Source organism: Flavobacterium sp. HSC-32F16 (assembly GCF_024171645.1).
Lineage (GTDB): Bacteria > Bacteroidota > Bacteroidia > Flavobacteriales > Flavobacteriaceae > Flavobacterium.
On sequence record NZ_JALKAC010000011.1, the window covers coordinates 129,554 to 149,449 of the forward strand.

20 protein-coding genes are annotated in these 19,896 nt (G+C 33.8%); 12 read left to right on the top strand and 8 right to left on the bottom strand.

The features are described from left to right. Positions 1-134 precede the first annotated feature (134 nt). Both L1276_RS23015 and L1276_RS23020 read left to right on the top strand, forming a co-directional pair. Complete coding sequence (locus L1276_RS23015; protein ID WP_253791927.1) at positions 135-1,601, top strand: glycoside hydrolase family 130 protein; 1,467 nt, start codon at positions 135-137, stop codon at positions 1,599-1,601. An 8-nt stretch (positions 1,602-1,609) separates the two neighbouring features. Then, positions 1,610-1,819: a hypothetical protein gene (locus L1276_RS23020; protein WP_253791929.1), complete on the top strand. Its 210-nt coding sequence runs from the start codon at positions 1,610-1,612 to the stop codon at positions 1,817-1,819. Positions 1,820-1,847: 28 nt separating this feature from the next. On the opposite strand, the gene L1276_RS23025 is transcribed toward L1276_RS23020, so the two are convergent. Further along, positions 1,848-2,618, bottom strand: coding sequence for a response regulator transcription factor (locus tag L1276_RS23025; RefSeq protein WP_253791931.1), 771 nt, complete (start codon positions 2,616-2,618; stop codon positions 1,848-1,850). Positions 2,619-2,723: 105 nt separating this feature from the next. Between L1276_RS23025 and L1276_RS23030 the strand changes: the two genes are divergently transcribed. The 4 genes from L1276_RS23030 (at position 2,724) to L1276_RS23045 (ending at position 5,272) form a co-directional block, all read left to right on the top strand. Further along, a complete protein-coding gene (locus L1276_RS23030) occupies positions 2,724-3,476 on the top strand; it encodes a DUF1349 domain-containing protein (RefSeq protein ID WP_253791933.1) in 753 nt (250 codons plus the stop codon). Positions 3,477-3,690: 214 nt separating this feature from the next. Further along, on the top strand, positions 3,691-4,266 hold the full coding sequence (locus L1276_RS23035; RefSeq protein ID WP_253791935.1) for a Crp/Fnr family transcriptional regulator: 576 nt from the start codon (positions 3,691-3,693) through the stop codon (positions 4,264-4,266). Positions 4,267-4,316: 50 nt separating this feature from the next. Then, positions 4,317-4,718 (top strand): hypothetical protein, encoded by a 402-nt coding sequence (locus L1276_RS23040; RefSeq protein WP_253791937.1) that lies wholly within the window; start codon positions 4,317-4,319, stop codon positions 4,716-4,718. Between the two features lie 5 nt (positions 4,719-4,723). Further along, on the top strand, positions 4,724-5,272 hold the full coding sequence (locus L1276_RS23045; RefSeq protein WP_253791939.1) for a nuclear transport factor 2 family protein: 549 nt from the start codon (positions 4,724-4,726) through the stop codon (positions 5,270-5,272). A 20-nt stretch (positions 5,273-5,292) separates the two neighbouring features. Here L1276_RS23045 and L1276_RS23050 read toward each other — a convergent pair whose 3' ends face one another. Both L1276_RS23050 and L1276_RS23055 read right to left on the bottom strand, forming a co-directional pair. Further along, positions 5,293-6,072 carry a TIGR03915 family putative DNA repair protein gene (locus L1276_RS23050; protein ID WP_253791941.1) on the bottom strand — a complete coding sequence of 260 codons (780 nt, stop codon included), beginning with the start codon at positions 6,070-6,072 and terminating at the stop codon, positions 5,293-5,295. A gap of 4 nt (positions 6,073-6,076) precedes the next feature. After that, positions 6,077-7,336 (bottom strand): putative DNA modification/repair radical SAM protein, encoded by a 1,260-nt coding sequence (locus L1276_RS23055; RefSeq protein ID WP_253791943.1) that lies wholly within the window; start codon positions 7,334-7,336, stop codon positions 6,077-6,079. A 342-nt stretch (positions 7,337-7,678) separates the two neighbouring features. On the opposite strand from L1276_RS23055, the gene L1276_RS23060 reads away from it, so the two are divergent. Next, positions 7,679-7,921: a hypothetical protein gene (locus L1276_RS23060; protein WP_253791945.1), complete on the top strand. Its 243-nt coding sequence runs from the start codon at positions 7,679-7,681 to the stop codon at positions 7,919-7,921. Here the strand turns inward: L1276_RS23060 and L1276_RS23065 are convergent. Both L1276_RS23065 and L1276_RS23070 read right to left on the bottom strand, forming a co-directional pair. Continuing rightward, complete coding sequence (locus tag L1276_RS23065) at positions 7,918-8,679, bottom strand: alpha/beta fold hydrolase (protein WP_253791947.1); 762 nt, start codon at positions 8,677-8,679, stop codon at positions 7,918-7,920. The genes L1276_RS23060 and L1276_RS23065 overlap by 4 nt on opposite strands. Beyond that, positions 8,673-9,575 (bottom strand): DMT family transporter, encoded by a 903-nt coding sequence (locus L1276_RS23070; protein WP_253791951.1) that lies wholly within the window; start codon positions 9,573-9,575, stop codon positions 8,673-8,675. The genes L1276_RS23065 and L1276_RS23070 overlap by 7 nt, the downstream gene beginning before the upstream one ends. Before the next feature lie 160 nt (positions 9,576-9,735). Here L1276_RS23070 and L1276_RS23075 point away from each other — a divergent pair, with 160 nt between their 5' ends. From L1276_RS23075 to L1276_RS23095, 5 genes are all read left to right on the top strand, one after another. Beyond that, on the top strand, positions 9,736-10,194 hold the full coding sequence (locus L1276_RS23075) for an Lrp/AsnC family transcriptional regulator (protein WP_253791953.1): 459 nt from the start codon (positions 9,736-9,738) through the stop codon (positions 10,192-10,194). A gap of 127 nt (positions 10,195-10,321) precedes the next feature. Further along, complete coding sequence (locus tag L1276_RS23080) at positions 10,322-10,885, top strand: DUF6642 family protein (protein ID WP_253791955.1); 564 nt, start codon at positions 10,322-10,324, stop codon at positions 10,883-10,885. A gap of 2 nt (positions 10,886-10,887) precedes the next feature. Continuing rightward, positions 10,888-11,808: an AraC family transcriptional regulator gene (locus tag L1276_RS23085; protein WP_253791957.1), complete on the top strand. Its 921-nt coding sequence runs from the start codon at positions 10,888-10,890 to the stop codon at positions 11,806-11,808. Positions 11,809-11,879: 71 nt separating this feature from the next. Next, entirely contained in the window at positions 11,880-12,080 is a 201-nt protein-coding gene (locus L1276_RS23090; RefSeq protein ID WP_253791959.1) for a hypothetical protein, read from the top strand. A 33-nt stretch (positions 12,081-12,113) separates the two neighbouring features. Continuing rightward, positions 12,114-12,686 (top strand): pentapeptide repeat-containing protein, encoded by a 573-nt coding sequence (locus tag L1276_RS23095; RefSeq protein ID WP_253791961.1) that lies wholly within the window; start codon positions 12,114-12,116, stop codon positions 12,684-12,686. Positions 12,687-12,815: 129 nt separating this feature from the next. Here L1276_RS23095 and L1276_RS23100 read toward each other — a convergent pair whose 3' ends face one another. The 3 genes from L1276_RS23100 to L1276_RS23110 are packed head-to-tail and all read right to left on the bottom strand — an operon-like array spanning position 12,816 to position 19,490. Further along, complete coding sequence (locus L1276_RS23100) at positions 12,816-14,387, bottom strand: DUF5123 domain-containing protein (RefSeq protein WP_253791963.1); 1,572 nt, start codon at positions 14,385-14,387, stop codon at positions 12,816-12,818. A 28-nt stretch (positions 14,388-14,415) separates the two neighbouring features. Further along, positions 14,416-16,230 carry a RagB/SusD family nutrient uptake outer membrane protein gene (locus tag L1276_RS23105; RefSeq protein WP_253791965.1) on the bottom strand — a complete coding sequence of 605 codons (1,815 nt, stop codon included), beginning with the start codon at positions 16,228-16,230 and terminating at the stop codon, positions 14,416-14,418. A gap of 17 nt (positions 16,231-16,247) precedes the next feature. Next, on the bottom strand, positions 16,248-19,490 hold the full coding sequence (locus tag L1276_RS23110) for a TonB-dependent receptor (RefSeq protein WP_253791966.1): 3,243 nt from the start codon (positions 19,488-19,490) through the stop codon (positions 16,248-16,250). Positions 19,491-19,896: the final 406 nt, after the last annotated feature.

The window sequence follows — 19,896 nt, forward strand, 5'->3', positions numbered from 1 at the left end:
TAACTTGTTATTGAAATAGAGATTAAAAGGATAAAATCTCTTGTTTCAAGCAGGTATTTTCTAAATAAATAACACCTGTAAAAGTAATTTCAAAAAACACATACAATTTCTTATTGTACTTAAAAAGTAAAACTATGCGAGTATCTGTCACACGTAAAAACATCAAATTTACCCCCGATTCCAGAAGAGTTGTTGCCCGATATTTTATGAATGGCGAAGAGCGGACACAGCAAATGGTTTTACGTATCATGATTCTCGACGAGAAACAGGTTTTAGAAACCTTAGAACAAACGCTTCGTGAATTTGCCAGACGCCATAGAAATATCTCAGCCATTTTTTTTAGACATTGTGAAAGAATAAAACCCGTGATTGAAGCCATGCAGATTGATTACGAAGGTATGTCTCTTAATCGAAAAATGCTTATTGGCTCTTATTGCACAATGGAATATGCCATAGAATCTGCCGCGATTTTTAATCCTTCAATTGTAGAAGATTTTGATCAGTCGGGTTTAGAAGCCGGAGAAAAACGCGTTATCATTTCATTTCGTGCAACGGGTGAAGGTCACATCTCCTCTATTGTTTTTAGAAGGGGAATTCTGGACAGAGATAATAACCTTCAGATAATGAAAATTGGCCATCATATTGATAAGGCCGAAATTGAACATAAAACCTTATTCAACAAAGAACGCTTTTTAACAAAGCTGATCGAAATGCATACGCAGGACAAATATATTGCCCAGATTATGCAGGACCTTCCGGAAGAATTTGAATTTGCAATTTTAAAAAACACCTTAAATACCGCTTTAAGAGATCCATCTATTCGTCAGGAAAGAAGAACCGCTCTCGAAGAAATACTCTGGCTTGCCAATTCATTTTATGATTTACAATTTAAACACGATTCTGATATCACAGAACGTGTAATTTTCCCAATATCCGATTCAGAAAGCCGCGGAATAGAAGATGCCCGTTTTGTCCGTTTTATAGACGACGATGATTCTGTTCGCGTTATGGCAACTTATACAGCTTATAACGGCCATGCGATTTTACCCAAATTAATTTCTACCGAAGATTTCTATTCTTTTAGAGTAATGCCTTTGCACGGAGAAGGTGCCCAAAATAAAAATCTGGCTTTGTTTCCAAGAAAAATAAAAGGAAAATATGCTATGCTTGCGCGTATTGACGGCGTTAACAATTACATTATGTATTCTGACCGCGTAACGCAATGGAATACTCCTGTTTTATTGCAGGAACCTCGTTACACTTGGGAATTTACACAAATAGGGAATTGCGGTTCTCCACTTTGGACGGAAGAAGGATGGCTTGTAATTACGCACGGAGTTGGGACTATGAGACGCTATTGCATTGGCGCTTCTTTATTTGATCTTGATGATCCTTCAAAAGAAATTGGAAGGTTAAAAGAGCCTTTGCTTTCTCCTCTTGAAGATGAACGTGAAGGTTATGTTCCAAATGTTGTCTATTCCTGCGGTGCTATTATTCACAACAAAAGTCTTATTTTACCGTATGCCGTTTCTGATTATTCTTCGACTTATGGCGTGGTAGATTTAGCGGAATTGCTGGATACTTTGAAAAAGAGTAAATAATACTAAGAATGTATAAAATTATCTTATGCGAAAAAGCTACAGGTATTATTCTGGAGCTTGATGGAAAAACAAGATATTCATATGATGGTGTAAATGATTTTCCTCCAACGTTTTTTGCTTCTCTTAAAGAGGTAGAAGATAAGGCAGAAACTTTACTAAAAGAGAATAATACTATTGAGATTCAAATTTGTAATGCTGATGGATCTCGTGTAAAATAATAACTTAAAAACTGTTTTTTATTTTTTTTTAAACTTTAATCAACCCCATAACAAAAGCCGTTCGCAAAGCTTCGGTGGTGTTTGAAACCTGCATTTTCTGGATGATATTTTGTCTGTGGCGTCGAACGGTATAAACTGAGATATTTAAAAATCCGGCAATTTGATCGCTGTTATTTCCTTTTGCTACCAGTTTTAAAATTTCTAATTCTCTTTTCGAAAGTAAGGTTTCGGAAAGAGAATTATATTTTTCAGAAGCAATGGTTTCGCCTGTCTGCATATTTACAATTCTGCCGTCAATTCCTGTGCTTGTTTGTAAATTACCGGAAGGCGAATACAAACACAACGCAAGCCAGATACTTCCGTTAGATGATTTTTTCAGATACATCGTTCGGTGATTAATATAATTCAGGTTTTGAGAGTCAGAAGTTCTTAATCGGCTGAAAGTGCTGTATTTTCTATATTCTTCTCCGGGTAAATTTTTAAGGAATTGTAAATACTGAAGTTCTAAAGCATGACGTTCCGTTACATCATCAGGATTTATTTTATTGAAAATACAGTCTTCAAAAGCGGAATCGATTACTAAATCTTCAGAAGGTAATCCAAAAAGTTTACCAAAATTTCCCGCATAAATATAACTGCAATCTGCGTGAAAGTCTGAAAGCACGGCTACACATTGTTCTATCTCTACATAAGAAACAACCGATTTTTTATATTCTTCTATATCTAAAACTTCTCCATCCAGAAAGGTTTGCTGCAATAAAGTTGAGGTTAACTGATCTTCGATGGAAACTTTGGGCATAGTGGATTTATAAATTGGTTAATTTTACGTATTGCTGTTTTTGGAAAGCAGAACTAAATTTGAAAAACCTAAATTATCATTTTTATACTTCTAACAAAACATTTTATGAAAACTAAATTTATTACATGCCTGGCTTTCTTTGGAATTATTATTTTTTCAAGCTGCAACAATTCTTCAAAGGAAAATAAACCAGAAGAAAAAACCGCTGAAAAAACTTCAGATTCTGCTTTTGTCCGAGGCAGTTCCTGCGATATAAAACTCGATCAAATTCATTTTACAAAATCTATTAACGGTGCCGATACTCTGGCAAAAGTGGACGAGAAAAAGAATATACTATTTCATGTGGGCGAGAAAAAAGATTATTTCTCAGATCCAAACAATAAACTTTCAAACAACACCGCTCCTATTCTTCTATCTAAAATAGACAACACAAAACCTTTTACGATTACGGCAAAAGTAAGTCCTGAATTTACTGAAACCGGTTTATATAATGCGGGAGTTTTGTATTTATATGTAAATGACAGTTTTTATCAGAAATTTTGTTTTGAACAGGACGAAAGAGGAAATCACAGAATTGTGACGGTTCGTACAATAGGAACTTCAGATGACAACAATCATGATGTGGTAAAAGGGAAAACGGTTTATATGAAAATTTCATCAGATACGCAGACGGTTGCCAGTTATTATTCGCTGGATAATAAAACCTGGCAGATGGTTCGTTTGTACAAAAACAACTATCCGGCAGAACTTTGGGGCGGTATAAGCGCACAGTGTCCGGTTGAAAAAGGAACTACAAGTTATTTTGAAGAAATTAGTTTAGAACAAAAAAGCGTTAAAGATTTCCGTTTGGGGATTTAGGGACATTAAAAAATAAAAAACAGATTAGTTTATATGAATCGTTCTTACGGAACTTAAAAGGAGAGTCTGGCTCATAAGATATTTAAGGATGGATTAAAATCCATCCTTAATTTTTAAAACAAAAGGCTGATATTAGCGTATACAGAAAAGATTATCCAATTTATGAAACAAATGAATTTTAAAATTACCTTTACTTATCTTTTCATAAAATGCAATGGAATCATTACAAGCTATTTTTACAGAAATCTTAGGATTGGAGAAGTCCCATTTTAATGTGTTTCAAAATGAAATGCAGATAAAAACTCTTAAGAAAAAAGATTATTTAATTCAGGAAGGTTCTGTTTGTGATTTTATTGCTATTATAATTTCCGGAACATTGAGATCTTATGTACAAAATAAGGATGGTGAATTTAATAATGATTTTTATCTTGAAAATAGTTTTGTAAGTGCTTACACCAGCTTTCTAACTCAAATGCCGACGAATTGCAACATCGAAGCCTTAACAGATGTAAAACTTTATTTTATTACTCGTAATCAGTTTAATAATTTGATCGAAAAGGATACTAATTTTCTAAAGCTGGCAAAATACATTTCTGATAATTATTTTATCAGAAAATGCAAAAGAGAAACTTCTTTCCTAAAAAACACAGCAACAGAAAGATTAGAAATGATTAGAATACTCTATCCCGGAATCGAACAAAAAGTACCGCAATATCATATAGCTTCTTATTTAGGGATTAAACCTGAATCGTTAAGCCGAATTAAACTCTTAACATACATCAATAAATAATCATATTCTTATACAGAGCTTTGTACTTCATTAATTTAAACATTTGAAGTATGCCTGTAATCCATTTAAAATTAAGCGGTGAACAAGATAATTCTTTAGCAAAAGAATTAGCACTCACTATAAGCAACCTTACTAAAGAGGTTTTAAACAAAAAACCAGAAGTAACTGTAGTAACGATTTCATTTATTGCAAACGATCTCTGGTTTATAAATTCAGAATCCCTGACTGAATTAAAAACAAACAGTTTTCATCTTACCGTTAAAATTTCAGATTCAACCAATCTAAAAGATGATAAAGCCAAATATATTGATGCCGTTCATCATGCATTGGCATCACGTCTGGGCACAATGCACCCAGTAAGTTACACCGCAATTGAAGAAATGAAGGCAGACGCTTATGGCTATGACGGGCTTACAATTGAGTATAAATGGATAAACAATCGTAAAAAGTAAAAAAAATGAAACTCATAAAAATATTATTCTTTGGATTTCTGATTACCGTTCAGCATTGTAATGCACAGCAAAAAACGGACAATAAAAAAGAAATAAACGCAATTATTAATCAATATAGTGAAAGCGTAATTAAAAGAGATTCTGTTACTTTTTATAATTTATTTAATGATGAAACAGTAACATGGTGTGCAGCAATTAAGGATAAATCTCAAAATAAAGAAATAGAAAAGAAAGGTGCAGAAAAAGTAAAAAGCAGTTATTTTTCAGGAAGCTATAAAGGTTTTTTAAGAGGTTTATTTAAATATGACAGCACCGAAGATAAATTTGACAACATTACCATTATCGAAGACGGAACTGTCGCATCAGTCACAATGGATTACAGTTTTTGGGCCAATAACAAAATGACCAATTGGGGCGGAAAATATTTAACTTTAATTAAAAAAGATGGAAAGTGGAAAATTACCAGTGTCATTTATTCCTTAGAACTTATATCTTATTTTGAACAGCCTTCACTTTCGAAAAGAAAAAAAGAAAAAAAACTACAATTGTTCTAATTTTATCTCAGGAGAGATATTTAATTCCTTTTTATTCCCGGAATTTTCTCTGTTAAATTCTTCCAGTATCGTTTTGGCATGTGCTGCAAATGAAGTTTGGTGTTTTTTCTGGATTCAATATTTACACTACTGAAATACTGCCTCCAGAGATTTTGAAAAAACTCTTCGTCATCATCACATATTTCGGCTAAAAACTTCGATGAGGCTGATTGGGCATTAAATTGAAGCTGTACGGTTGAGGTATTTTCAAGATCATAGTAAATGCCATATTTGCGTTTTGAGTCATAAATTAACCAGCGCTGATCAGCATAACGGTTTTTAAAATGATTTTCTATTAAAGGCAGCACATCACAATCCGGTTCTACAATGGCATAATACAAATTATCTTTTGTTAGCTTAAACCTGACGAAAGCTTTCATACGGTGGCTTTCTTTTCCGGTTAAATGTGCCGCTCTTTGAACTTCGAGAACAAAGGTATTTGCCAGATCCTCTTCAATATTAACTGCAGTGGAAAACACATATTTTACAAATTGAAATAAGGTTTCTTCAATTTTATCCAAATCAGATAAAAATGCCCTGTAAATATTAGCAAAACCATCCTGAGAAAGGCGTTGTTTTAATCCGTTTAAAACACGATTGGCTTTGCTGATATCTGTTGTCACAAAATGTGTTTCTGAAAAAAGTAAAACATTCGAAACTTCATTTTTTGCAAAAACAACATCTGCGAGTTTTAATTCGTAAATTTCAAATACAGCCGTAAGCCAGCCTTCAAAAGTACTATCGTAAATTACTTGTGTCATTGGTTTAAAATAAAGCTAACTGATTGGAAAAATCATTTTTGTATTTACTTTTCTGCGAATTTAAAATCTGGTCTTTTATTTGAATTGAAGTTAAGTCTCTTTGCAATTGAAACGGCGTGGCAAAAGCCAGAAAATATTTTGACCGGCTATAAGAAATCCCTAGTTTTTGTAAATCTTCCGGCTGCAATTTTTTAAATTTTCGAGCTGCAACAATTTTTTTTGCACTTAAAACTCCAATTCCGGGAATTCTTAGAATCAATTCTAAATCGGCGGTATTTATATCAACCGGAAATTGATTTAAATTACGCAAAGCCCAGCCTAATTTTGGATCAATATCCAAATCAAGATTCGGCTGATCGAAACCTACCATTTCATTTACATGAAATCCGTAAAACCGAATTAACCAATCAGCTTGATACAAACGATTTTCACGAATCATGGGAACCGGAGTTCCAATTGCCGGAAGTCTGTTGTCGTAACTTATAGGCACATATCCGGAATAATAAACCCGCTTCATGTTCATCTGTTCATAAAAATAATTGGCCATGCCCAAAATTTCCATATCATTTTCTTTGGTTGCGCCAATGACCATTTGGGTGCTTTGACCCGCCGGAGCAAAAAGAGGTGCTTTGTAGTTTTGCTTTTTCTCTTCTTTATAACCAATAATTTCATTTTTCAGATATTGCATCGGTTTTATAACATCAATATGATTTTTATCCGGAGCCAATAATTTAAGACTTTGCTCTGTTGGCATTTCAACATTTACACTTAAACGATCGGCGTATAATCCGGCTTCTTTCAACAATTCGTCACTTGCACCTGGAATCGCTTTTAAGTGAATATATCCGTTGAAGTTTTCTTCTAACCGCAATTTCTTTACAATTCTAACCAAACGTTCCATTGTATAATCCGGATTATCAAAAATACCCGAACTCAGGAACAAACCTTCTATGTAGTTTCTTCTATAAAACCCAATCGTTAAATCTACAACCTCCTGAACGGTAAAAGCGGCGCGTTTAATATCATTGCTTTTTCTGCTCACGCAATAAGCACAATCAAAAATGCAATGATTTGTCAGTAATATTTTAAGAAGAGAAACACAGCGTCCGTCTTCTGTATACGCATGGCAAATTCCGTTTCCCGAAGCATTTCCTAAACCTTTATCTTTATTTTTTCTGCTGCTGTTACTTGAAGAACATGAAACATCATACTTTGCAGCATCGGCTAAAATTGCCAATTTCTCCATCACTCTTTCCTGTACCATTTTGACCTTTTATTTGTTTTTTAGAATGAAAATTCATTTATATCAAAACTAAATATTCAGCATTGAAAAGGGCTCGTTTAAGCTGTTCTAAATTGTATCAAATTTTCACTTCAAAACCAGCAATAACAAAGCTTTTCTTAATAAATATAACACTGTGAGTAAATAACTTACAACGAAAAAACAGGTAGAAATACCTAGTGTCGAATTATCGAATCTTTATACATTGCATCACCAATTTTAAGGAGAGAAATTTTTAGCCCCCTATGAATCTTTTTCAACTTTTTTTTTGGTGATGGAGACGTACTGAGATTAGCGAATATTAAAAAACAAAAAGCTAAAGTGATGAATTTTGTAAAAGGACAAGATGTATCCTACACTACATTGAGTGGAAGATCTTATAGGGCGACAGTGATTGAGAGAAAAATAGATTTTAAAAAAGGGCTTATCAAAAAATCTGCAATAAAGGAAATGACCTACCATTATTTGATAGAAGTCCATAAAGTGGGTATTAAAGAAAATATTCTTTGTACAGCTAACCAGATTAAAGTTTTAGAAAAAAAAGAACGCGCAAAAAAAGCGGCTTAGTATCCGTTTTTTATAAATGCTGTCACTTCGTTAATAATCAATTCCGACACTTCCCTATGCGGTGTATGGCCTGTATTTGGGATAATGTATTTTTGAGATCTTCCGTTTACCAAAGCAGTGGTTTTATTGACCTGATCTAAAGTTCCGTATTCATCATTTTCTCCCTGAATAAATAAAAGTGGTGAAATTATTTCTGGAAGTAAATATTCAATATTCCAATTTTTGAAATCATTTCTCAGCCAGGTTTCGGTCCAGGCTTTAAAAACAGTTTCGGTTTTATTGCCATGGTATTTTTGAAGTTTTTGAGGCAGATTGGTAGTTTGATAAGTCTGCACAGCTTCGCGGATTCCGTTAAGCGTAATATCTTCAACAAAAATATGAGCAGCTTCGCAAATCACCATTTTAATTCGCTCTTTGTATTTTGATCCTGCAATTAATGCAATCGAACCTCCATCGCTGTGTCCCAATAAAATGGCATTTTTTATTTCCATTTTTTCAAGCAATTCGTTTAAAACATCGGCTTCAGCCTCTAAATAATTTACAGGTCTGATATAGGTTTCCATAGAATCTGATTTTCCATAACCCAAACGATCATAAATTAAAATATTACAGTGAGAAGCTTTGCCCATCTTTTTAGGAAAATCTCTCCAAAGTTCTACACAGCCCAAAGAATCGTGCAGAAAAACAATCGTTGGACGATTCTCAAAATCGTCTTGATATTCAAAATACAACTTATTACCGCGTATATCAATTAACATGCAATGGTTTGTTTCTGAATTGCTTTTTCTTTTTTCCCTTTCGAAATATTAAGATAGATAATTGCACCCAGCATTATGGCAATTCCTATGATTTGCATAAAAGTAACTTTTTCTCCCAAAATGATGTGCGCGCAAAAAACGGCTGCGGGTAATTCCAGAGTTAATAAAACAGAACTCAAACCTGCTCCAATTTTTGGCATTCCAACAGTAAAACAAATTGGTGGAATTACGGTTCCAAAAACAGCCAAGAAAGTTCCCCATTGCAGTAATCCAAAATCCAGATGTGTACTTGTCGTAATCGATTCAAAATTAATTAGAAAAATAATCATCGCCGATCCGCTTGTCATTAAAGCGCTTTTCTCAAACATGGGTGTTTCTTTTCCTATTTTGCTCGTAAAAACAATATAAAGCGTATAAAGTACAGCTGATAATAAACTCAATAAAATTCCGGTAACAGAAATATGGATACTGCCTAAGTCAAAAAGATTTCCAGCCAAAACAGTTCCGAAAATGATAAAAACTGCCGAAACAACCTCAACAGAACTTGGTTTCTTTTTGAAAACGATCCATTCGATCAAAATACTAAGCCAGGTTATCTGCATCAATAAAACAATTGCCAATGAAGCCGGAATATAAGCAACTGAAAGATAATAGGTAAATGCCGATGAACCCATTGTGGTTCCGGCTACAAGTAACTTCCAGTTGAGCTGTGGTTTCTGTCCATTTTTTAATCTTCTGAAAAATACAATTGACCACAAAATTAAGGTGCCGCAAAAAGCTTGCGTCAAGGTTATTTCTGCAGGTGTGTATCCTTGTGTATAGGCAATTTTTGCAAACGAAGAAAGCATTCCAAAACTTAAAGCTCCTAAAGCTGTAATGATAATATATTTGTTCATTTTTAATGATAAATTTTGTTTTGTCCATTCAAAAGTATTAATTACAGAACACTATCAATAATTACAAACTTAAATATGTATTTATTCCGATTTAAAAGAGAAAATTTAGAATTTTGTTCTAAATTCGATTATTTTTTATAATTTAACTGGAAAAAATCCAATGCAGGAATTAAACAAACAAGAAATAGAGTTACTTCGAATCCTTCAGAAAAATGCGAGATTCGATATTACTGATCTAACCGAAAGATTAAACATGTCGAGGACTTCGGTTTATGACCGAATAAAAAGACTGGAAAATGAAGGTTACATCAAAGATTATGTCGCTATTATTGATCAGAAAAAAGTCGGTTTAAACTTTACGGTTATTATCAATGTTTCATTAAACAGCCAGCGATTAGAATTGGTAGAAGAATTTTCGAGACAAGTTGCGGCTCTTGATGAAGTTGTAGAAGGATATGTTACGGGAGGTATTTTTGATTATGTTTTAAAAGTCGTGGTAAAAGATCCTGAAGCTTTTAATGATTTTATTCAAAAGCTTTCCAATATTCCAAATATCAGCAAAGTCCAGAGTTCTTTTGTAATGAGTTATATTAAGCAGTCTACTGCTTTGCATTTTTAGAATCATCAGAATTCTTACATGAATCTAAAAAAGACGTTAAAATCCCAATCTCATAAGGCTTTTTCCATATAAAAAAATATATTTGTCTTAAACCCTGTTTTACCCAAAAAACCGAAAAGACAGTAGTATGGATAATGAAAAATTTATTTTCTGCCTCGAAGGCGTTCAGGACGTAGATACCGTTACAACTACTGATGTGGTTAAAAATCTGGAAGAAATTGCTTTTAATCAAGGCATTGCAAGTATTTATAAAACCTGCGATACTATTGAAGGTTTAGAAGAAAGTTTAAACACGCTGCTTTATGATGATCATAATTTTAAGGATTATGAAATCATTTATCTGGTAATGCCGGGACAGGAAAACAACATCTGTCTTCATGATTATTATTACAGCATTGAGGAAATAGCCGAACTTTTCGAGGGAAAAATGAAAGGAAAAATTATTCATTTTGCCAATAAAAAAAGACTGGACCTCAACGACGAAGAAGCACAATATTTCCTTGATATTACTGGCGCCCGGGCTATTTCGGGTTACGGATCTTCTTATAATAAAATTGCCAGCTGCAGTACAATTGACAAAGCTTTTTTCAGTCTGTATCAGGAAAATGATGATTTAACTGAAGTTGTAGAAGATTTGTTCCAAAAGCATTATGCTCTTTGTAAATTACTTGATTTTAGATTGTATTATTAAGTATGAAGACAAAGACAATTGAAAAAATAAAAACTTATAATGCCTCAGGATTTCGGGAGAAATTTCTTGGAGAGGACAACCCTATTCATTTGCTTTTTAAATCAAATTCTGATCATTTTTTTTGTTTGGAAATTGAAGAAGTAATGCAGATGCAATATCCGGTTCCGCCTTGCAAACATTCCTGTCATACTTTGATTTTTATTTCTTCGGGCCAGCATGTTATGAAATTAGGTTATCAGGAATACACTACTACCGATAACGAAATTATTGTGATACCTGCCGGTCAGATTTTCTCTCTCGCCAATGTTAACAATATTCACAAAGGTTATATCTGCCAATTTCATCCTGATATTTTAATTCGAAAATACGGCAGCCGCGAAATGATTAATGAATTTGATTTTATGAAAATTTCCGGTAATCCAAAAATCACTTTAGCCGACAAAGATGTTCCTGATGTTACTGCTATCTTAGGTCGGCTTCAAAAAGAATATTCTGAAACTTCGAGCGCAAATCTAAATATCGTGCAATCGTATTTGATTACATTGTTTTATGAAATGAATAAAAACTCGGTTAAGAGTTCTAAAAGTATTTCGGCAGCTGAAGTTATTACGAATAAGTTCAAAGAATTGATTCATCAAAACATAAAAACACATCATTTGGTTCATTATTACGCGTCATTATTGAATGTTACGCCAAACCATTTGAATAAATCTGTGAGAACTGTTACCGGGAAATCAGCAGCGAAATGGATTGATGAAACCATATTGCTTGAGGCCAAATATTTACTCTTTCAGACTACACTTTCTGTAAGTGAAATCGCAGCACAAGTAGGTCATGAAGATCAATCGTACTTTAGTCGTTTTTTTAAAAAACATGAAGGAATTACACCAATTCAGTATAGAAAAATGATTGATAAATCCTAATTATTGATTATTGAATCCTACTAAAGAACCCTGCATTTTTCAGAAATTTGCGTCTTCAAAAAAGGCAAATTATGATTTATGTTTTTAAAACTTCCGTTGACAGCCAATCAAAATTTGAGTCGGCTTCTACACTGCTTCACGAATTATTACCTGATACTTTATGGAATTTTGACCTTGAAGACTGCGACAATATTTTAAGAGTCGACAGTGAACTTGACATTCCAAACCTTATTCTTAACAATGCTATTTTTGACTGCATTGAATTAGAATAAAACTTAAACATTTACAACATCTTCCCAAATAACATGGAAACTAAATTATATCAAAACCGAACGTTTGATACGGTAGATTACTCTGATCAGAGTTTATCAAATACTGAATTTGTAAACTGCGAATTCATCAATTGCAATTTCTCTAAAAGCGATTTGAGTCACAATGATTTTTTAGATTCTACTTTTAAAAACTGTAATCTTTCATTAGCCATTATTAAAAATACCGGATTAAAAAATATCAAGTTTATCGGGTGTAAATTAATGGGTTTGGATTTCAGCTCAAGCAACAGCTTTTTGTTTTCAATGAATTTTCAGGATTGTCTTTTAGATTATTCGACTTTCATTTATAAAAAATTAAAGAAAACCAATTTCATCGACTGTTCTTTAAAAGATGTTGATTTCTCTAATACTGATTTGTCTTTGTCGGTTTTCAAAAATTGTGATTTATCTAATGCCACTTTCGTAGAATGCATTCTGGAGAAAACTGATTTCAGATCTTCGAGGAATTATGCTTTTGATCCATCTGAAAACAAAATTAAAAGAACTAAAGTTTCGCATACTGCGCTTGCAGGATTATTAGAGAAATTTGATTTGGATATTGAATAGTTTTAAAAGTTTTCGACCGCAGTTTCTAGTCACAGTTTTCTTTGAATTTGGCGATTTTTCTAAAAGTTATTTATAAAAAAAGGGATGCCTCGGCATCCCTTTTAAAACTAAAAATATGAAAAAAATGAATTATTTAATCCAACGTGGATCACCAATTTTATTATCTTTTAAAGTTTGATTTCCTAATGTAAAATCTCCTGCTGCTGCATTTGCAAACTGCGGATCTAATGTTGTTGCCGCTGCATCAGGTCTGTTATTATTTCCTGTCAGCTTTAAATTAGGTGAATTAAAATTATTATTATTTCCAAATCCTGGAGGATTAGTAATAGCTGAGTTAGTATAAACAGCTAATCCAACAGCAAACAATGTATTACGTACTGCTAAAACATTGGTCGCAAAACGTACATACAAAATTCTACTGGCAAGTACTAATGTAGGAGTATATATAGTACAACCATCAATTACCACATTACTTACCAAAGTGCCCCCCGTAAAGCCGCTTGCTGCATCTAAACGTATAAAATCGCGTGAAGAACAATTATCAAATGTACTTCTTGTTAAAGTAACACTTTCAACATATGTAGTTCTAAAATCTATAAAGTCAGCTGCTCCGGCAGTATTTACACTTTTAATGATACTATTATCTACAGTAAATGATTTTAATCTGGCCGATGCATTTCCGTACATAAGCTGTGAAGGGAAATCATGAACATAACAAGAGCTGATTAAAACGTCACCTAAAGGCGCTGGTTGCGCTGATCCAATTGTTATTGCACCGCCAGTTAAAGTTTTTCCATTCAAATCCAGATCAACTAGTGACAGACTCACAGCTTCACCAGCATTAGCAGGATTATTAGCGAGAGTGAATTTCACAGTCAGTTTTGGTTTATTTTCTGGTCTTACTCCTCTAAAAATAAGGGTTTTGTTTACAACAATTTCACCCGTTGTTGAATAAACACCTGGCATAAGCAATAATCTCGATCCTGATGGTGCTTGTGCTACTTTAGCAATTAAATCATCTTGCGGATTTATTATAATACCTTTTGTAAGATCAACACCGCTCGTAAATGTTAGTATTCCTCTGGTTTTAGTTCCATTCTTTAAAGTAGCAGTATAATTTGTTTCTGGAGTTAATCCGGTAACAATTGCCACCCCGGCTGTTTTTTCTTCTGGCGTTATAGTGTGAGCTATATTACCCGGCTGAACTAAAATTTGAGTTACGTTGCTGTTAGGTGTCCATCGTAAAGTAACAGATCCTGCTTCGATTTCTTCTGGTTTAATTGGAAAGAAAATCTGTTCAGACAATGTTGTTGCAGTAGTAATTGACCATTTAGAATCTTCTAAACCAGATGCACTTACCGCTTTAACTCTAATAGAATAGGTAGTTTCCCCTTCTAAGGCTACTTGTATTGGCAGTTCTTCAGGAGTTACATTTACTGTTTTATAAATGGTTTTAAATTCAGGATCATCTGGACTAAATTCCACTACATAATGATCTGCGTTTTCATCTGTCTTAACAGTCCAGTTTAATTCAACCGTAGTTTGACTTCTAACTGTCGCTTTAAGTCCAATTGGAGAAAATTCTCTTGTATTACCTACACTGTCTAACAACTCTTCGTTATAACTTTCACAGCTTGATGCTCCAATTGCAAGAAGTAATACGGCTATTATTCCTCGAAATATATATTTTGTTTTCATCATAATAACTTATAATTTATTATTAATAATTTTAATAACCGTAATCATTTTTTAATTGACCATTGCTTCCATCAATAAACACTTGCCATATTGGCCAGTATTGTCTTTGATCAGGATTAACTCCAGTTTTGTACAATGAGTTTATCTTAGTATCTGCAGCTGTACCCGTCCATGTCCATACAATGGTTGAATATCCTGTTCCCGGATTTGTTGTTTCTCCTCTATTTAATCCGTAAATGTCTAAACTTACATTATCCGTTTTGTATTTATAATACAAAGTTGCCGGTACATCAGCATAAGCACCTGAACGGGCTGACAAATCTGTCATTTTTTGCTTAGCTTCGTCTAATTTTGCTTTTAACAAATTCCAGCGAATTAAATTTTGTTTACGCTCCATTTCTCCAGTAAACTCATATTTATTCTCTTCAACAATAGCATTGAACATTGCTTCTTTGCTATTTAATGCGTCTACATAGGCCTCTACTTTAACAGCTTGTGCGCCAGCAGGAAATGATCTTCTTCTAATTTCTTTTAAATAAGGCATTGCTGCTCCGGCACCTTCTATTTCGTTTGCTGTTTCTGCAGCAATAAGAAGCACCTCAGCATAACGCATATACATTTTGTTAACTCCATCATCATTATCTGAAGTAACTCTTCGTGTCATCCATTCATAACGGTATTTACCAAAATACCAAGTATCTAATGTTCCCAGTTCTTGTTTCGCAATAGGATATGGGCTTGCTGCTACAGCAGTACCCCATTTATAAGGTACACAAGTAACATCTCTACGCAAGTCTGTTTGATCGTAATCGTAAAAAACAAATGGTAAAGGACCTGCTACACCGCCGCGATTGGCTCCGTTAGCCTGAAATTGATCACTAACAGAAGTGTGCTTAACCGCAAAAGTAAACAGCATACGACCACGACCATCAGCAAAAGGAAGTTCCCAAAGAGATTCTCCACCAGCAGTAGTAATTTCCTGGTTGTATTTTCTCCATAATCCTTCAAAAGTAGATTCTAAATGAGCAGAACCACTTTCTATTACTTCACGAGATTCTTTTAATGCTAATGCATACATGTTAGCCACTGAAAGTTCTGGATCACTGCTTCTTCTTACTCCGTCAGGATATTGCTGGTAACCACTTGACACCAAAGCTAAACGTGCTCTAAATGCTTTTACAAAAGCTTTGTTTACATGTTCTACTGTACTGGTATAAGAAGTTTCGTTAGGCCAAGCAACCAATGTTGACGCTTCTCCTAAATCTGCAATTAATTGTTTGTAAATAATATCCCTGTTTGATTTAGGTAAATATAAAGTTGCTGTAGTAATAGGTTGAAAACGAGCCGGAACATCACCCCATGCCTTAAGTAAATCAGCATAGTAAATAGCTCTTAGGGTTAACGCTTCTCCTAATAACTGTCCCATCTCTGTTCCTGGTAACGGTTTTCCATATTGACGTATACCTTCAATACATATATTTGCCCGCTCAATACCTAAATACATCATTGCATAAGCATTCGTAGTAGTATTCATTTCCGTATTACCCGGTCTCGCATCATAAACACACAAATCTGCTTTATCTCCTGCTGTTTGCGATGCATTATACCATTCTACATCTGTATTTAATCCATAATATGGTAAAAACCTTCCTCTATAAGAATTCGTCTCTGCGAAGGGTACTTTTATTCCGTCAACAGCGCCTTTTGCTAGTTCAGCATCAGAAAAAATCAAAGAAGGCTGTAATGTTGATGGTGCCTCAGTATCTAAATAGTCGTCTTCAAATTGCTGGCAAGAACTAAATAAACTCGAAATTATCAATCCTGCTATTATTAATTTATGTTTCATTTTGTGATAATTTAAAATTAGAAATTAAGATTCATCCCAAAAACCATTTGTCTGCTTCTTGGATAAGGACTTGAATCAACCCCTGGAGTAAGAGGGTTTTTTCTTTTTGTTGAAACTTCCGGATCAGAACCAGAATAGTTAGTCCAAACAAAAACATTACTTGCCGTCATGTAGAATCTCAATTTAGAAACTCCAAGTTTAGATGTAAACATTTCAGGAGCTGTATACCCTAATGTTAACGTATTCAACCTTAAAAACGATGCATCTTCTACTGCCCAATCAGTAAATACAGCAGTTCTCATATATGGAGACCACATAGTTGTATTAGCATTTAGAGCTGCTAATGCATCAGGATCTGTTACTAATTGGCCTGAAACAGGATCCAAATTTGTCCATCTTTTTCCATCAGCCATAGAAGAATTCAAATTTTTATACTGCCCTGAAGCTGTAGCTGTAGAAAATTCAATTTTATCGGCATTATATACTTCGTTACCAATACTCCAGTTAAAAGCGGCCATTAAATCAAATCCATAAGCGTTTCCATTAATAACGAAACCTCCAGAACTTTTAGGATTAACATTACCAATAACTGTCTTATCTGTCAGATCCACTTTACCATCTCCATTAACATCTTTCAACTTCATATCTCCTGGTTTAAGAGAACTTCCGTCCCCTACTAAAGTCGTAGCAGTGCTGACTACACCAGTTTTTAAAACATATTTTCCTCCAACATAATCAAAGTCAGAGACCTCATATCTTCCATCGTTTTTATAACCATACATAGTCCCTAAAGAAGAGCCTACTGCTATTAAGTAATCATCACCAATTTGTGATGAAGCCCAGTTTGTAGCGGCTCCAAAATTGTTCATTACGCCCAATGAATTAATACGATTTTTGTTTATTCCCATATTGAATGAAAAATTCAATCCGTATTTAGCCTTTTCAATTGCCACAACATTTATAGTAGCCTCAAAACCTGTATTTTGAGTTTCTCCCATGTTACGGTATTGAAAATCATATCCAGATCCTGGAACTGGAAAATTAATTAACAAATCGTTTGTTACATTTTTATAAATATCAAAATTACCACTTAAACGATTTTTGAAAAATCCAAAATCCAAACCAACATTCTGTGTTACCGTTGTTTCCCATTTTAATTCAGGGTTAGGCATTGTTTTTGGAATGGCCCAAACGCTGGTTACCCCGTTAATCCATGCTGTTGGAATAGATTGAAAAATTTGAGTCTGCTGTCCTACAGGTATATTATTATTTCCTGCTTCACCATAACTGGCTCTTACTTTTAAAAGATCTATCCATGATTTACCTTTTAAGAAACTTTCTTCAGAAATTTTCCATCCTGCTGCAAAAGCCGGAAAATACCCCCAACGATTCTCTGACAAAAATTTACTTGACCCATCTGCACGAAATGTAGCCGATAAGATGTAACGATTTTTATAGTCATAATTGGCACGTCCAAAAAATGATAATAATCTGTCATCCGGATTATAATAATTATCAACTGCTTGCGGCGTTCCTTGCGATGTTAGTGATTTTGCTTGATTAAAATCGAAAAAAGAAGGATATCCATGAATAGTAGAAGTCACCGTATTGACTTCATAATTAATACTTTCTTCACCAATCAAAGCGGTCAAATGATGGTTTTCTCCCATTATTTTTTTGAAATCATAATTTAATGTATTGGCATTTCTAAAACGTCTTTCTTTACCATCAGTTATAATCATTGCCGGCTTACCTTGTAATGTACTAGCTGGAGTATTAGCTACGTAATAAGTGCTGCGTCCATAGAAACGATAATCTAAACTGTTATAAGTATCCAACCCCAGGTCTACTTTCAATTTCAGATTATCTGCAATTTCCCATCCAAAACTTCCTAACATATTGAAGTTTTTACGGAACTGCTGACGATTATTATCAGAAATCGATCTTAAAGGATTTATCAATACATCTGTTCCGTCTCCAGAAACATCGTCAGAAGTTAAGCCTGATACTGGAATTGGTGCATAACCCACAATAGTACGCATACGGGAATCTGTCGCAGATTTTTCATTTTGTTCGTTTACTCCTCCTCCATCTATCTCAGTATCAGAATAACGAACTGTAAAACCAACATCAACCTTATTACTTACTTTACTTTTTAAAGCCAAAGCAAGGTTATTTCTTTTATAATTTGACCCCAGCATAATTGCCTTTTCATCATAATGAGCATAATTAAAGTTATAATTAAGCTTATCTGTTCCTCCTCTAATTCCTAAATCACGACTTTGAACCTCTCCTCTGCGTCCAAAAATCTGCTTTTGCCAGTCATTTCCTTTTAAACTATTATACATATCCTGATCCTGCCAATTTCCAAAGTATTTAGTATAAGAAGTTGGATCTGACGCTACTTTTGTTCCTGTTTGCGAAAGCATAGCATACTCGTATTGCCATTTAGTATAATCTCCCGGCGATAAAACATCTATTTCATTTGCTATGGTTTTCATACCATAAAACATATTGAAATTCACTGCAATTTTCCCGTCTTTTCCGCTTTTTGTTGTAATAAGAATTACCCCGTTTGCACCACGTGATCCATATATTGCAGTTGAAGCGGCATCTTTTAAAACTGTCATGGTTTCAATATCAGATGAAGAAATATCATTCATACTATTGATTGGAAATCCATCTACAATAATTAAAGGTGAAGCATCCTGAGTAAGCGACCCGCCTCCACGAACTCTAATTTTTATATCAGCATCTGGAGACCCCTCAGACGAAGTTACCTGTACTCCGGCAATTCTACCAGTTAAAGCTTCGGCTACGTTTGCTACCGGCACTTTTTTCAAATCATTACCTGAAATAGTTGACACAGCTCCGGTTAAATCCCCTTTTTTTGCTGTGCCATAACCAATTACAACTACTTCATTTAAGTTATTAGCATCTTCATTTAAAGAAACATCTACTTTAGTTTTTCCCGTAGCAGGAACATCTTTAGTCGTAAATCCTATAAAAGAAAAGCTCAGAACCCCCTTCGGATTAGTGAGTTTAATCTTGTAGCGACCGTCAAAATCTGTAGAAGTTCCGTTCTTTGTTCCTTTCTCCAGTACATTAACTCCAGGCAAAGAAAGTCCTGCCGCATCTTTAACGGTTCCTTCTATTGTCACAGTCTGAGCATGTACCTGATTGCCCATCAGCAGGCAAAATAAAAAGACAACTGCAAAGCAACGATTTGCTCCTTTGTTTAATAAATCTTTAAAATTCATGGTTGATTGTTTAAGTTACTAATTGTTTAAAGTGGTTTTTTGTGGTTTAGTTTTTTGTGTACCGATCCCAATTTTTATTATAAAATTGTAAGTATGGCTTTTTTTTATAAATCTGTGATTTTACCTGATAAAATCACGAAATGTAACGTACAATTTAACAATTTTAAAAAGTTGTAATCGATTACACAAACATAGATATTTTTTTGATATAAAAAATTAAAATTCATAAAAATTTCATAAATAAAATTAAATATCAAAAATAAAAGCGACTTTTTATATGACAAATGTAATTTTATAGATGTATAAATATTAATTATATTATTATAATCATGCAATTCGCTGCGATTTTTCAAAAAAAACAATCGATTACATGGTTACAATTTAAGAATTTTTTAAGTGTATTTTT